The organism is Mycolicibacterium brumae (assembly GCF_025215495.1).
In the GTDB taxonomy this organism is placed as follows: Bacteria; Actinomycetota; Actinomycetes; order Mycobacteriales; family Mycobacteriaceae; genus Mycobacterium; species Mycobacterium brumae.
Map to the genome: position 1 here is coordinate 2,492,075 of NZ_CP104302.1, position 13,316 is coordinate 2,505,390.

Here is a 13,316-nt window from a genome sequence, read left to right on the forward strand (position 1 = left end):
CTATCCTGGATCGGTGGCCACCTCCGAGTCGCTGTACCGGCTGGCTCATCACGCGGTGAGCCGGGTCGCCGGTGTGCCCGCTCCCACCCACGACTATCGCATCCGCCGGGGTGTCACCATCCCGATGCGCGACGGCGTGCTGCTGGTCGCCGACCACTACGAACCGATCGGTGAGCCGGCCGGAACGTTGCTGGTGCGCAGCCCGTACGGACGCGGGTTTCCGATCGCCCCGCTGTACGGCGCGGCCTACGCCGCCCGCGGCCACCACGTCATCCTGCAGAGCGTGCGGGGCACCTTCGGCTCCGGCGGAGAGTTCTCCCCGGCCGTGAACGAGGCCGACGACGGCCAGGACACCGCGGCGTGGCTGCGCGAACAGCCTTGGTACACTGGATCTTTCGGCACCATCGGCCCGTCGTACCTGGCGTACACCCAGTTCGCGATGTTGGAGGACCCGCCCGAGGGGCTCGCGGCGTCGGTGGCGATCGTCGGGGTGCACGACCTGGCCGAGGCGACCTGGGGCACCGGCGCGTTCACCGTCAACGACTTCCTGGGCTGGAGCCACGGTCTGGTGCACCAGGAGGAGCCGGGCCGGGTGCGCGGCGCGATCCGGAACCTGCGGCAGTATTCCGACGTGAAGCGGGCCGTCACCGAGGTGCCGCTCGGGCGGTCCGGCCGCGAGTTGCTGGGCGACGGCGCGCCGTGGTGGGAACCGTGGACCGGCAACACCGACCTCGATGACCCGTTCTGGAGGCCGTATCGCCGCGACGGCGGGCTGGACCACGCCGAGGTGCCGATTCTGCTGGTCGGTGGCTGGCAGGACATCTTCCTGGATCAGACGCTGGAGCAGTACCGCAGGCTGCGTGATCGGGGCGCGGACGTCGCGCTGACCGTGGGCCCGTGGACGCATCTGCACACCATGACCAAGGCCGCGCCCGCGGTGCTGCGGGAGTCGTTGGCCTGGTTCGACCGGCACCTGCGCGCCCAGCCGGCGCCGCCGCGGCCCCGCACCCGGATCTACGTGACCGGCGGCGGGGGGTGGCGTGAGCTGCCGGACTGGCCGCCGGCGGGAACCCGCGAGGTGGTGCTCTACCTGGAACCCGGCGCCCTGGCGACCGAGCCGGGCTCGGACACCGCTGCGACCTCGGAGTTCACCTACGACCCGGCCGATCCGACACCGACCATCGGCGGGCGGCTGCTCTCCCCCGACAGCGGCCGTCGGCGCGACGACGCGCTGGCCGGCCGCCACGACGTGCTCAGCTTCACCGGACCCGAGCTGACGGCGGACCTGGAAGCGCACGGGGCGCCCGTCATCGAGCTCGATCACCGCTCCGACAATCCGCACTTCGACCTGTTCGCGCGGATCAGCGAGGTCGACTCAAAAGGCCGGTCCCGCAACATCACCGACGGTTTCCGCCGGTTCGTCCGCAGCGCGGACGACGACGGTCCGATCAGGTTCCCGCTCGATGAGATCGCGCATGTGTTCCGCGCCGGAACCCGCATCCGGGTGTTGATCGCCGGCGGTTCGCATCCGCGGTACGCGCGCAATCTGGGCACCGACGAGCACCCGCGCGACGGCGTCACCATGCGCCCGTCGACCCGGGTCATCGGCCACGGCGGCCGGTCCCGGCTGATCCTGCCGGTGCTCGATCGCGCAGCGGAATCAGCGGATCCGGTCTCAGCCGACTGACTGCCGAACGCGGCGGGACACCGCCGCCAACGTCGCGTCGTCGAGCACCGGGTCGTCGAGCACCGCGTCGCCGGGTTCGATGGGGAGTTCCAGCCAGCTGCGGCAGCCGCCCATCTCGGGGGTGCGGGCCAGCGTGATCGGCGCCCGCAGCGGCCGGACCGCGACCACCAGCGCCGTCAGCCGGTGCTTGGGCCGGAAATCGAGGCGATCCTCCCGCACCGACGCGACCGTCCAAATATGCAGGTCCTCGATCTCGCCGAGTCGCTCCGGGCGCTGAACCTCGACCGCGGCGATCACCGAGGCCGCGGCGCGGATCAGCACCGCGTCCTCGGTGCTGTCGGCGGCCGCCGGGGAAAGCAGGTCGCGGTGCTCGGGGCGCACCCGCTCGGCATGCCCGTGCGCGACCGTCGGGAACAGCAGGAACTCCGGCGCGCTCAACTGGAATCGCTTCTCATGAATGCCGCCCTTGCGCAGCAGCACCGACTGCCGCCCGGCCAGCAGGGCGTGCACGGCCGCGCTCCACTCCTTGAGCGCGGGTGTCGTCACCTGGCGCGCGCGGCGATGCGGGCCCGGACCTCCGGGCGACGCAGCGGCGGGACCGTCTTCGGTGGCTGGCGGCGCGGCGGCAGGGTCGCGAGCAGCGCGGCCGTCGCCGCGGTCACCTGGGCCACCGCGGTCTCGAACGCCTCCGCGTTGGCTTCGGTGGTGCGGGCGATTCCGCTGACCTTGCGCACGTACTGGCGCGCGGCGGCCTCGACTTCCTCGGAGGTCGCCGGGGGTTCCAGGCCGCGCAGTTCGGTGATGTTTCGGCACATGTGATCCACCGTAGGCCCGTTCCGGGGCGGCGGCTACGGTGACGAGATGACCAACCCCGACGGCTCCCCCATCCTCCTCGTCGACACCACCGACCGTGTCGCGACGCTGACGCTGAATCGGCCGCAGGCCCGCAACGCGCTGTCCACCCAGATGCGCGACACCTTCTTCGCCGCGCTGACCGCGGCGGACGCCGACCCGGATGTCGACGCCATCATCCTGACCGGCGCCGATCCGGTGTTCTGCGCGGGTGTGGACCTCAAGGAACTGTCGACCCTGACCGAGGTGCCGGAGCTGGCCCCGCAGTGGCCCGACGACCTGCGCACCCCGGTGATCGGCGCGATCAACGGCGCCGCGGTCACCGGCGGCCTCGAACTGGCGCTCTACTGCGACATCCTGATCGCCTCGGAGAACGCGCGGTTCGCCGACACCCACGCCCGGGTCGGCATCATGCCCAGCTGGGGCATGACCGCGCGGCTGCCGCAGAAGGTCGGCGTCAGCCTGGCCCGGCGGATGAGCCTGACCGGCGATTACCTGTCCGCTGACGACGCGCTGCGCGCCGGGCTGGTCACCGAGGTGGTGCCGCATGAGCAGTTGGCCGACGCGGCCCGCGCGATCGCCGCGTCGATCGTCGGCAACAACCGGGACGCGGTGGCCACGCTGCTGAGCTCCTATCACCGCATCGACCGGGACCAGATCGGTTCGGCGCTGTGGCTGGAGGCCCAGACGGCCCGCGAGTGGGCGCGCCGCAACACCGCCGCCGACATCGCCGCCAACCGCGCCGCGGTCATGGAGCGCGGCCGCAGCCAGGTGAAGTAGTCCCGGGTCGCGGTCCACGGAAAATCTGCGCGCTGCGGCCCACCGTCCCGCTGCGACACTGGGTGAATGGTCTATCCCCCGGCGCCGGCCCACCCGGGCCCATCCCAACAGCATCGGCGGACGACCGACATCGTCGCGACCGCAATACTCGGCGCGGTCCAGATCCTGGTCACCATGTTCGCCCTGCTCTGGTCACTGTTGTTTCCGATGGCCGCCGACGTCTGCTCCAGTTCGAATGATGACTGCGTCGACGATGTGCTCGGAGCGTTGATCTACCCGGTCACCTGGGGAGGCATCGTGCTCGGCGCCGCGACGGCGGTTCTGGGCGTCACCTTGGCGGTGATCCGGCGCCGGTTGATGTTCGTCTGGCCGCTGTTGGGGATAGCCCTGGTGATCGGAGCGACGGCGGCCGGCCTGTTCCTGACCGATGCCGCCGTCAACCCGTAGCCACGTTGCGCACCTGCGATGATCACCCGATGACCTCTGGGGCGGGCCCGGCGCGACCCACGGCCGGAACCAGCCGAACCGGCGACATTGTGGCGACCTGTGTGCTCGGTGTGGCGCTGGGGCTGGCGGCCTTGTTCGGGGCGATTCTGTCGATGTACATGCCGATGGCGACCGACAACTGCGGGCTGCGCGACTGCCGACCGGGCCTGATGACCGTGGCGCAACTGCTGGGCTTCGGCAGCATCGCGGTGGGGCTGCTGGGCGCGCCGGTCGGGGTGTTCATCGCGGCCTCCAAACGCAAACGCATGTTCGTCTGGCCGTTGGCCGGGGTGGTTCTGATCGTCGTCGGGGTCGCCACCGGGATGATGCTGGCCGACGTCGCCGGCGGGTGAGGACGGTTCAGTAGCGATGCCGAGCCAGCTTCAACCCGCCGTCGCGGCCGTCGCCGTCGATGAGCAGTCGGGCCGGCACCATCTCGCTGGTCACCAGTCCGTGCCCGCCGGTGACCTCATCGACGATGTCGAAGGACGCGGCGATGTTCTGCGGGGTGTCGATGATGATGGTCAGCGCCGGGACGTGCCGGGTCAGCGCAAAGAGCTTGTCGCCGTGCGGTTCCTGGCTGTCGTGGAAACCCCAGATGCCACGCAGGACGGTGGCGCCGTGGGTGTTGGCCCGTCGGCGCAGCTCGGCGATGAGGGCGCGGTGGATCGGCCGGCCGTCGTGGGTTGCCGCCTCCGAGGTGTGCACCATAAGCTTCTGCCATAGCGGCAGCCCGTGCCGGTCGTGGCTGGGCAGCGCGTGCGGCCGTTCCTGCAGCGCGCCGTCGCGCTTGCAGATCCGCACCCGTTCGACGGTGATCATCGGATCGCGCAGCAGCGCGCCGAGTTCGGGCAGGAGCCGGGACATTCGCTCGCCGGTCCCGACGGCGATCACCATGAGCGGCACGTCGACATTGCGGTCGAAGAACTTCGCCCGGGTCCGGCGGCCGTGGTTGGTGCCGTCGACGCCGAGGAACACCGATGCGCCGGCCAGCCCGCGCCGGCGCATCAGATCGCAGACCGCCAGGTACGCCGGAACCCCGTAGACCTTCTCCTTGCGCCCCAGGTACACCGTCAGTTTCGTCTCCTCGTGCAGCCCGCCGGTCAGCTCGATCGGCTCCCCGCGGACCAGCCGGGCGCGTTCCAGGGTGATCAGCCCGCGCCCGGTCATGGCGATCAACGGGTCGAGCAGCGTCTCGATCAGCGGCGCGCTGTCCACCGCGACGGCGGTCACCGGCGGGTCCTCCGACAGCGACAACAACTGGTCGGTGCGCAGGTGATGGCGCGCCCTGAAGCCCGCCACTCCGCGCATCATGATCGAGGTGGACACCTCCGCGCGGCCGTACAGTTCGAGCATCTCGTCGGCCAGGAATCGCCCGCCGCTGCGCTGCCGCTCCCCGAAATACGCTGTGAGCTTGAGACTTTCGACGCCGTTCACAGTTGCGCTCCGATCCACGACCCGCAACCGGCGGCCAACACACCGGCCACCAGGCTGACGACGATGTTCAGCGTGGCCCGACGTCGGCCGCCCTCCTCAGCCAGCCGCGCGGTCTCCAGCATCCAGGTGGAGAACGTCGTGTAGGCGCCGACGAGGCCCGTCCCGGCGATCAGCAGAGCGGTCGGCGACAACCCCGCGCCGCTGAGCATCCCGAGCGCCAGGGCGCCACTGAGGTTCACCGCCAGCGTCCCGGCCGGGAAGCCTCCCCCGGTCCGGCGGGTCACCGCCCGGTCGAGTTCGAAGCGGGCGACCGCGCCGATCCCGCCGACCAGGAGCACCGCCAGCCACGGCGCCACCGCGCTCACCAGGTCACCACCCGGACCCTGCGCACGACGGCGCTCGCCAGCCACACCGCGGCCAGTCCGCCGGCAATGCTGGCGGTGGCGTAGCCGGCCGCCAGCGGCCAGTCACCGCGGGCAAGCATGTGCAGGATCTCCACCTGCATGGTGGAGAAGGTGGTCAGCCCGCCGCAGAACCCGGTGCCCAGCAGCGGGCGACGGTAGCTGGACAGCGGGAGGCGTTCCAGCAGCCGGGTGGTGAGGTACCCGAGCGCGAACGCCCCGATGATGTTGACCGCGAACGTCCCCCAGGGCCATTGGCAGGGCTGGCCCGAGAACGCGACGCCCAGGCCGGCGCGTGCCAGCGCGCCGATCGACCCGCCGACGAAGACCGCCGCGGTTTCGGTGTGATCCCGACTGCTCATTGGTCACCCCGGTTGCCGGGGTGGAAAACGGCGCACGCCACCTGCGACTCCTAACGGTTCGCAGGGGCTATCAGCCGGTGAGGCGGTTCGGAACCCCAGGGTTCCCGGCGAGCTCCATCGCCGAGATCAGTTAAATCACGCGCCGGGGTATCCGTCAACCCCGAGCCGTCGCCCGCTCAGTCGCGGGTGGGCAATCCCGACTGCCCGCCGTTGTGCAGCAGATTGACGAAGTCGATACCCCAGATGGTCGCGAAGAACTTCTCCTTCAGCTCCGCCGCGCCCTCTTCGACGTTCAGCAGATCCGCGGCCTGGTCGTAGCCGTAATAGACGATGCCGACCGGCGGCAGGGTCAGCAGCAGCTGGTTGACGGTCGCCTGCGCGATCTTCTGCTCCTCGTGCGTGCCGGTGGCCAGCTGTAACAGCGGTATGGGCAGGTTGACCCACGGGATCATCTGGCTCACCCGGTAGCCGGCTTCGAAGCCCTCCCGGACGACGGGATCGAGCTGCGGGATCGGGTTTGCGTCCCGCACCGCATTGCGGACCTCGAGCAGCGGGCCGTACATGCCCGCGGGATCGGGATCGGGATCGTCGGACCGGAAGGGGTTGGTGAGGAACGCGTCACCCCCACCGGAATCCCGATTGGCCTCGGCGTTGGCCTTCGCAGCGGGCGCCGCAGGCTCGACCGTCGGCTTCAGCGAACGCGCCGTCTTGGTGGCCTTGGACAGCAGCTCGGAGCCCCCGGCGAGCAGGTCGTCGCCGGCCAGTGTCGACTTGGCCTGGGCCACCCGACGCTCGAGCTTGGCTTCGGCGCGGTCGAAGCCGCGCTTGAGATCGCGGACGGTTTCGGCCGGGTCGAAGGACTTCGAGGCCGACGAGACCTTACGGACGCCGGACTCCACCGTGGCAGCGGACTCCTGCACCCGGGAGGCGACCTTCTTGACCGCCGCGGTGACCTTGTCGCCGGGCTTCGCGGTGCTCTCCGACGCCGAGGAGGCCGGTTTCGCGTCCGCGCCCGGGTCGGTTTCGGCGTGCGCGGTGGCCGCTCCCCCGACGGCCATCGCCGCTCCGATTCCGGCGGCCACCGCCGCGCCACCCAGGTATCCGGCGTACTTCGTCGACGACATGGAGCCCCTTTCAAAGACCACCCGGAACCCTATCCCGGCGTGCCGCGGATCACAGCACGAGCAATAGTCACCGGCGTCGGCTCAGGAGGCCGCGCCCGTCGTCGCCCAACGCCCGGACAGCGTCCGCGCCCCGACGAAGACCAGTCGCAGCACCAGGAACGTCGACAGCCCGGTCCAGATGCCGGCCAGCCCCCACCCGAAGGCCAGGGACGCCCAGATCAGCGGCAGGAATCCGATCAACGCGCTGGCCAGCGTGGCGTTGCGCATGAAGGCGGCGTCCCCGGCCCCCAGCAGCACCCCGTCCAGGGCGAACACCGCCCCGGCGATCGGCAACTGCGCCACCAGGAACCACCACGGCACGACGATGGCGTGCAGCACCGCCGGGTCATCGGTGAACAACCGCGGCACAATCGTCGAGCCGGCGGCGAACAGCCCGGCCAGCACCAGCGCGGCCACCGTGGAGAACAGCGTCACCCGTCGGGCCACCAGCTTCGCGTGGTCGGCCTGGCCGGCCCCGAGCGCCGCGCCCACCAACGCCTGGGCGGCGATCGCCAGCGAGTCGAGCACCAGGGCAAGGAACGACCACAGTTGCAGCACCACCTGGTGGGCGGCCAGCGCGGCGGCGCCGAAGCGGGCGGCGACGGTGGCCGCCGAGATGAAGCAGGCCTGGAACGCCAGCGAGCGGACCAGCAGGTCGCGGCCCATCACCAGTTGGGCGCGCAGCACCGTCGGATGCGGTGTCAGCGGCGCCTTCTCCACGATCAGCGCCCGGCAGAACAGCGTGGCGGCCAGCCACTGGCCGACCACATTGGCCACCGCGGACCCGGGCAGTCCCAGTTCCGGGGCGCCGAACCAGCCGTACACCAGCGTCGGGCACAGCAGCGCCGACACCGCGAACCCGACCACCACGAAGCGCAGCGGGCGACGGGTGTCCTGGAGGCCGCGCATCCAACCGTTTCCGGCCAATGACAGCAGGATCGCCGGGGCGCCCAGGATGGCGATCCGCAGCCAGCTCAACCCGGCGTCGGCGACCGGCCCACCGTCGGCGATGGCCGACACCACGGGCCGCGCGATGAGCTGCACCACCGCGATGACCGCGACGCCGAGCCCGAGCGCCAGCCAGCTGGCCTGCACCCCTTCGGCGACGGCGGCGCGGCGGTCACCGGCGCCGTAGTGCCGGGCGGCGCGGGCCGTCGTCCCGTAGGACAGGAAGGTGACTTGGGAGGCGACCAGGCCGAGGATCAGCCCGCCTACGGCCAGCCCGGCCAGGCTGATGGCGCCGAGCCGGCCGACGACGGCGAGGTCGAAGAGCAGGTAGAGCGGTTCGGCGGCCAGCACCCCGAGCGCGGGCAACGCCAACGCGGCGATCGCTCGGCTGGACGGCGCGGCGCCGCGAACACCCTCCGCCGGTGACTCAGCCAAGAGCCGCGAGCAGTTGCTCGACGAGTGCGGGGACCTCCCCGGCGGCCGAGTACCCGGCCGCGAAGCGGTGACCGCCGCCGCCGAACCCGGTCGCCACCGGCGACAGGTCCACCGTCTTGGCGCGCAGCGACACCGACCAGTTGCCGGGCTCGACTTCCTTGAACACCGCCGCGACGTCGGCCTGTTCGGCGGTGCGGACGATGTCGACGACGCACTCCACCTCTTCGGGGCGGGCGGCCGCCAGTTCGCGATTCGCGACGACGGCGTAGGCCAGACCTCGTCCGCCAGCGGCTTCGGGGACCAGCCGCGCGGTGGTCAGCACCCGCGACAGCATCGGTAGCCAGGCGAACGGGTGGGTGTCGAGCAGGGTGCGGCTGACCGTGCTGTTGTCCACGCCCAGATCGATCAGCCGGGCGGCCAGCCGGTGCGCGCGGGCGCTGGCCCAGCGAAACGACCCGGTGTCGGTCATCAGCCCGGCGTACAGGCAGTGCGCGACGGGCAGGTCGATCGGCTGGCCCCACGCGTCGAGCAGGTCGGCGATCAGCATGGTCGTCGAATCCGCTGTCGGGTCAACGTAATTCACGCTGCCGAACTGCTCGTTGGAGGCGTGGTGGTCGATGACCAGCACCGGCCGGCCGCAGTCCTCGGCGGCAAGCGCGCCGAGTTCGCCGAGCCGCCCGCGGCTGGGGATGTCGACGGTGACCACCAGATCCGGATCGGGGTTGACCTGGTCCGGGGCGCTCAGCAGCCGGCCGCCGGGCAGGCTGCACAGCGATTCCGGCAGCGCCGGTGGCCGCGCGAAGCTGACACAGACCCGTTTGCCGAGCCGGTCGAGCACCTGCGCCAGCGCCAGTCCGGCGCCGATGGTGTCGGCGTCCGGGAAGACATGCGCGACGATCACGATGTCGTCGGCGCCGGTGAGAGCGCCGATGGCAGCGTGCGCGTCAGTCCGCGGTTCGATCGCCGTCACCAGGCTCACCCTCGTCGACGGCCACCCGATACGGGTCGGCGTCGCCGGCCGGCACCGCGCCCTCGCGCACCCGCGCCAGTTCGGCGTCGCGCGCGCGGGCCGCGGCCAGCAGTTCGCTCATCCGGTTCGCCGCGTCCGGCACGGTGTCGCGCTCGAAGGTCAACGTCGGGGTGAACCGGACACCGGTGCCCGCGCCGACCTTGGAGCGCAGCACGCCCTTGGCGCTTTCCAGCGCCGCGGCCACCCCGGCGTAGTCGGGTTCCTCGTCCAGCGACGAGCCGAGCACCGTGTAGTACAGCGTGGCGTCGTGCAGGTCGCCGGTGACCTTGGCGTCGGTGATGGTCACCCCGGCCAGTCGAGGATCCTTGATCTCATACTCGATGGCCGAGGCGACGATCGCCGATATCCGCTTGGCGAGCCGCTTGGCCCGGGCCGGATCAGACATGCTGAATACCCTTCGCGCACACGCTGTTTGGGAATCTAGACACGTTCCTTCTCGACCAGTTCGTAGGTCTCGATGACATCGCCTTCCTTGATGTCACTGTAGGTCAGCGTCAGACCGCACTCGTAACCGTCGCGCACCTCGGTGGCGTCGTCCTTCTCCCGCTTCAGCGAGGAGATGGTGAGGTTCTCCGCCACCACGACGTTGTCGCGCAGCAGCCGCGCCTTGGCGTTGCGCCGCATGATGCCCGAGGTGACCAGGCAGCCGGCGATGTTGCCGACCTTGCTGGAGCGGAAGATCGCCCGGATCTCGGCGCGGCCGAGCTCCTTCTCCTCGTAGATCGGCTTGAGCATGCCCTTGAGCGCGGACTCGATCTCATCGATCGCCTGGTAGATGATCGAGTAGTACCGGATCTCCACGCCCTCGCGGTTGGCGAGCTCGGTGGCCTTGCCCTCCGCGCGCACGTTGAAGCCGATGATGATCGCGTCCGAGGCCGCCGCCAGGTTGACGTTGGTCTCGGTGATGCCACCGACGCCGCGGTCGATAACCCGCAGCTGCACCTCGTCGTCGACCTGGATCCCCATCAGGGCTTCTTCCAGCGCCTCGACGGTGCCGGCGTTGTCGCCCTTGAGGATCAGGTTCAGCTGGCTGGTTTCCTTCAGCGCCGAATCCAGGTCCTCCAGCGAGATCCGCTTGCGCGAACGCGCGGCCAGCGCGTTGCGCTTGCGGGCGCTGCGCTTGTCGGCGATCTGGCGGGCGATCCGGTCCTCGTCGACGACCAGCAGGTTGTCGCCGGCGCCGGGCACCGAGGTGAACCCGATGACCTGGACCGGACGCGACGGCAGCGCCTCTTCGACGTCGTCGCCGTGCTCGTCGACCATGCGGCGGACGCGGCCGTAGGCGTCGCCGGCGACGACGGAGTCGCCGACGCGCAGCGTGCCGCGCTGCACCAGGACGGTGGCCACCGGGCCGCGACCGCGGTCCAGGTGCGCCTCGATCGCGACACCCTGGGCCTCCATGTCGGGGTTGGCCCGCAGGTCCAGGGCGGCGTCGGCGGTCAGCAGGACCGCCTCTTCCAGGGCCTGGATGTTGGTGCCGTTCTTAGCCGAGATGTCGACGAACATGGTGTCACCACCGAAGTCCTCGGCGACCAGGTTGTACTCGGTCAGCTGGGCCCGGATCTTCTGCGGGTCCGCGCCTTCCTTGTCGATCTTGTTGACCGCCACCACGATCGGCACATCCGCGGCCTGCGCGTGGTTGATGGCCTCCACCGTCTGCGGCATGACGCCGTCGTCGGCGGCGACCACCAGGATCGCGATGTCGGTGGCCTTGGCGCCACGGGCGCGCATGGCGGTGAACGCCTCGTGACCCGGGGTGTCGATGAAGGTGATGAGCCGCTCGACGCCGTCGTGCTCGACGGCGACCTGGTAGGCGCCGATGTGCTGGGTGATGCCGCCGGCCTCGCCCTCGCGGACGTTGGCCTTGCGGATGGTGTCCAGCAGTCGGGTCTTGCCGTGGTCGACGTGACCCATGACGGTGACCACCGGCGGGCGGGACTGCAGATCGTCCTCGTCGCCCTCGTCCTCGCCGTAGCTCAGGTCGAACGACTCCAGCAGCTCGCGGTCCTCGTCCTCCGGGGACACCACCTGGACGACGTAGTTCATCTCGCTGCCGAGCAGCTCCAGGGTGTCATCGCCGACCGACTGGGTGGCGGTGACCATTTCGCCGAGGTTGAACAGCGCCTGCACCAGCGCAGCCGGGTTGGCGTTGATCTTCTCGGCGAAGTCGCTCAGCGACGCGCCGCGGGCCAGCCGGATGGTCTCGCCGTTGCCGTGCGGCAACCGCACGCCACCGACGATCGGGGCCTGCATGCTCTCGTACTCGGCGCGTTTCGCCCGCTTGGACTTGCGACCGCGCTTCGGGGCGCCGCCGGGACGGCCGAACGCGCCCGCGGTGCCGCCGCGCTGGCCGGGACGGCCACCGCCGCCACCGCCGGGGCCGCCACCGGGACGACCGCGGAAGCCACCGGGGCCGCCGGTGTTACCGGCGCCTGCGCCGGCGCCGCCACCGCGGTAGTTACCGCCACCGCCGGCTCCACCGGGTCCGGGGCGCGGACCACCGGGACGCCCACCGGCGCCGGGGCCCGGACGCGGGCCGCCGCCGGGACGGGGTCGGGGCATGCTGGCGCCGGGCCGGGCCGGCATGTTGCCGGGGGTGGCGCGGGGGCCGGGACGCGGGCCGCCGGGTCCCGGGGCCGGGCGGGGACCGCCGGGGCCGGGGGCGGGACGCGGAATGGCGCGCTCCACCGGCTGCTGCGAAGAGAACGGGTTGTTGCCGACCCGCGGCGGACGGGGTCCACCCGGCTTGGGGCCGGGGGTGGCCGGACGCGGCCCCGGGGTCGGGCCGCCGGCGGCCGGCGGGGCAGCGGGGCTCGGCGCCGGGGCGGCGGGAGCAGCAGGCGCAGCTGGGACCGGGGCCGCGGGCGCTGCAGGCGCAGCTGGGACGGGGGCCGCGGGCGCTGCAGGCGCAGCTGGGACGGGGGCCGCGGGCTTGGGGGCGGACGGCTTGGCCGCCGGCGCCTTCGGGGCCGGGGCCGGTTCCGCGGCGGGCTTGTTGCCGCCGAACGCTTCCCGGAGACGTCGAGCGACGGGCGCTTCCACCGTCGACGACGCCGATTTCACGAATTCGCCCTGTTCACTCAGTCGGGCGAGCACTTCCTTGCTTGTGACACCGAGTTCCTTAGCCAACTCGTGCACGCGGGCCTTTGCCACTACTTCTCCTCATCTGGAGGCGGCAGCGGGTGACGGCCGACGCCTCGGTTTAGCTATGACGCATGGTCATCGGGACTTCACGGTGTGCTCATGTCTTTGCTTACCTGTTCTTCTCTTAACCCCGGAGAGTCGAAATACTCGACCACCGCGGTGTGTTCCGGTGAACCGGCGATACGCAACGCTCTCGCGAACGCCCGCCGGCGGATCGCTGCCTGCAGGCAGCCCGGTGTGGGATGCAGCCAAGCACCCCGCCCAGGGAGCTTACCGGTCGTGTCAACGAGGAGGGCGAACTCGCCATTCCCGTTCGACGCGGCCGCCACCCTGACCAGGTCGACGGCCAACTCTCGCTTCCGGCATCCGACGCACGTGCGCACCGGTCCGTGGGGGCTGCGGTGTTTGCGCGCGCCAGCGGCCGAAGACTCGCGCTGGATCACAGCTCATCCTACCTGCTCGCCGGGGCCCGGATTACCACCCGGAAATTGCCTTGTCGCCGAACGCCGCGCCGATGCACGAGCGGCCCGTTTGGGCACGAGGACCTCCACGAGGGGCCACTTTTTGCCCGAGGAGCCAGTTTCTGCACGC

The 13,316-nt window shown here is 71.2% G+C and carries 15 protein-coding genes and 1 riboswitch; of the genes, 4 read left to right on the forward strand and 11 right to left on the reverse strand.

The window, feature by feature from the left end:
• Positions 1 to 13: 13 nt before the first annotated feature.
• Positions 14 to 1,687, forward strand: a complete 1,674-nt coding sequence (locus L2Z93_RS12090; RefSeq protein WP_234785972.1) for a CocE/NonD family hydrolase — start codon at positions 14 to 16, stop codon at positions 1,685 to 1,687.
• Here the strand turns inward: L2Z93_RS12090 and L2Z93_RS12095 are convergent.
• Complete coding sequence (locus L2Z93_RS12095; RefSeq protein ID WP_090585254.1) at positions 1,676 to 2,233, reverse strand: DUF1802 family protein; 558 nt, start codon at positions 2,231 to 2,233, stop codon at positions 1,676 to 1,678. The genes L2Z93_RS12090 and L2Z93_RS12095 overlap by 12 nt on opposite strands.
• Positions 2,230 to 2,502 (reverse strand): DUF2277 domain-containing protein, encoded by a 273-nt coding sequence (locus L2Z93_RS12100; protein WP_090585279.1) that lies wholly within the window; start codon positions 2,500 to 2,502, stop codon positions 2,230 to 2,232. Before L2Z93_RS12100 ends, L2Z93_RS12095 begins: the two co-directional genes overlap by 4 nt.
• A 46-nt stretch (positions 2,503 to 2,548) precedes the next feature.
• Between L2Z93_RS12100 and L2Z93_RS12105 the strand changes: the two genes are divergently transcribed.
• The 3 genes from L2Z93_RS12105 to L2Z93_RS12115 all read left to right on the forward strand — a co-directional run bounded on the left by L2Z93_RS12105 (position 2,549) and on the right by L2Z93_RS12115 (position 4,158).
• Positions 2,549 to 3,319, forward strand: a complete 771-nt coding sequence (locus tag L2Z93_RS12105) for an enoyl-CoA hydratase (protein ID WP_090585256.1) — start codon at positions 2,549 to 2,551, stop codon at positions 3,317 to 3,319.
• Positions 3,320 to 3,385: 66 nt separating this feature from the next.
• A complete protein-coding gene (locus L2Z93_RS12110; protein WP_090585258.1) occupies positions 3,386 to 3,766 on the forward strand; it encodes a hypothetical protein in 381 nt (126 codons plus the stop codon).
• Positions 3,767 to 3,795: 29 nt separating this feature from the next.
• The gene (locus L2Z93_RS12115; protein WP_128111851.1) at positions 3,796 to 4,158 is read left to right on the forward strand and encodes a hypothetical protein; all 363 of its coding nucleotides are present in this window, start codon (positions 3,796 to 3,798) and stop codon (positions 4,156 to 4,158) included.
• A 7-nt stretch (positions 4,159 to 4,165) separates the two neighbouring features.
• On the opposite strand, the gene L2Z93_RS12120 is transcribed toward L2Z93_RS12115, so the two are convergent.
• From L2Z93_RS12120 to L2Z93_RS12160, 9 genes are all read right to left on the reverse strand, one after another.
• A complete protein-coding gene (locus tag L2Z93_RS12120; protein ID WP_234785973.1) occupies positions 4,166 to 5,242 on the reverse strand; it encodes a putative PII-like signaling protein in 1,077 nt (358 codons plus the stop codon).
• A complete protein-coding gene (gene crcB / locus L2Z93_RS12125) occupies positions 5,239 to 5,607 on the reverse strand; it encodes a fluoride efflux transporter CrcB (protein ID WP_090585262.1) in 369 nt (122 codons plus the stop codon). The genes L2Z93_RS12120 and crcB (L2Z93_RS12125) overlap by 4 nt, the downstream gene beginning before the upstream one ends.
• On the reverse strand, positions 5,604 to 6,005 hold the full coding sequence (gene crcB / locus L2Z93_RS12130) for a fluoride efflux transporter CrcB (protein ID WP_090585264.1): 402 nt from the start codon (positions 6,003 to 6,005) through the stop codon (positions 5,604 to 5,606). Before crcB (L2Z93_RS12130) ends, crcB (L2Z93_RS12125) begins: the two co-directional genes overlap by 4 nt.
• A gap of 54 nt (positions 6,006 to 6,059) precedes the next feature.
• A riboswitch (Fluoride riboswitch) is annotated at positions 6,060 to 6,136 on the reverse strand.
• Between the two features lie 45 nt (positions 6,137 to 6,181).
• The gene (locus tag L2Z93_RS12135) at positions 6,182 to 7,129 is read right to left on the reverse strand and encodes a hypothetical protein (RefSeq protein ID WP_090585266.1); all 948 of its coding nucleotides are present in this window, start codon (positions 7,127 to 7,129) and stop codon (positions 6,182 to 6,184) included.
• An 81-nt stretch (positions 7,130 to 7,210) separates the two neighbouring features.
• Positions 7,211 to 8,551: an MATE family efflux transporter gene (locus L2Z93_RS12140; RefSeq protein WP_090585269.1), complete on the reverse strand. Its 1,341-nt coding sequence runs from the start codon at positions 8,549 to 8,551 to the stop codon at positions 7,211 to 7,213.
• The gene (locus tag L2Z93_RS12145) at positions 8,544 to 9,521 is read right to left on the reverse strand and encodes a DHH family phosphoesterase (protein ID WP_370745880.1); all 978 of its coding nucleotides are present in this window, start codon (positions 9,519 to 9,521) and stop codon (positions 8,544 to 8,546) included. The genes L2Z93_RS12140 and L2Z93_RS12145 overlap by 8 nt, the downstream gene beginning before the upstream one ends.
• The gene (gene rbfA / locus L2Z93_RS12150) at positions 9,496 to 9,966 is read right to left on the reverse strand and encodes a 30S ribosome-binding factor RbfA (RefSeq protein ID WP_090585273.1); all 471 of its coding nucleotides are present in this window, start codon (positions 9,964 to 9,966) and stop codon (positions 9,496 to 9,498) included. Before rbfA ends, L2Z93_RS12145 begins: the two co-directional genes overlap by 26 nt.
• A 35-nt stretch (positions 9,967 to 10,001) precedes the next feature.
• Positions 10,002 to 12,734 (reverse strand): translation initiation factor IF-2, encoded by a 2,733-nt coding sequence (gene infB, locus L2Z93_RS12155; RefSeq protein ID WP_260575402.1) that lies wholly within the window; start codon positions 12,732 to 12,734, stop codon positions 10,002 to 10,004.
• A 77-nt stretch (positions 12,735 to 12,811) separates the two neighbouring features.
• Positions 12,812 to 13,168 carry a YlxR family protein gene (locus L2Z93_RS12160; protein ID WP_090593449.1) on the reverse strand — a complete coding sequence of 119 codons (357 nt, stop codon included), beginning with the start codon at positions 13,166 to 13,168 and terminating at the stop codon, positions 12,812 to 12,814.
• Between the last annotated feature and the right edge of the window lie 148 nt (positions 13,169 to 13,316).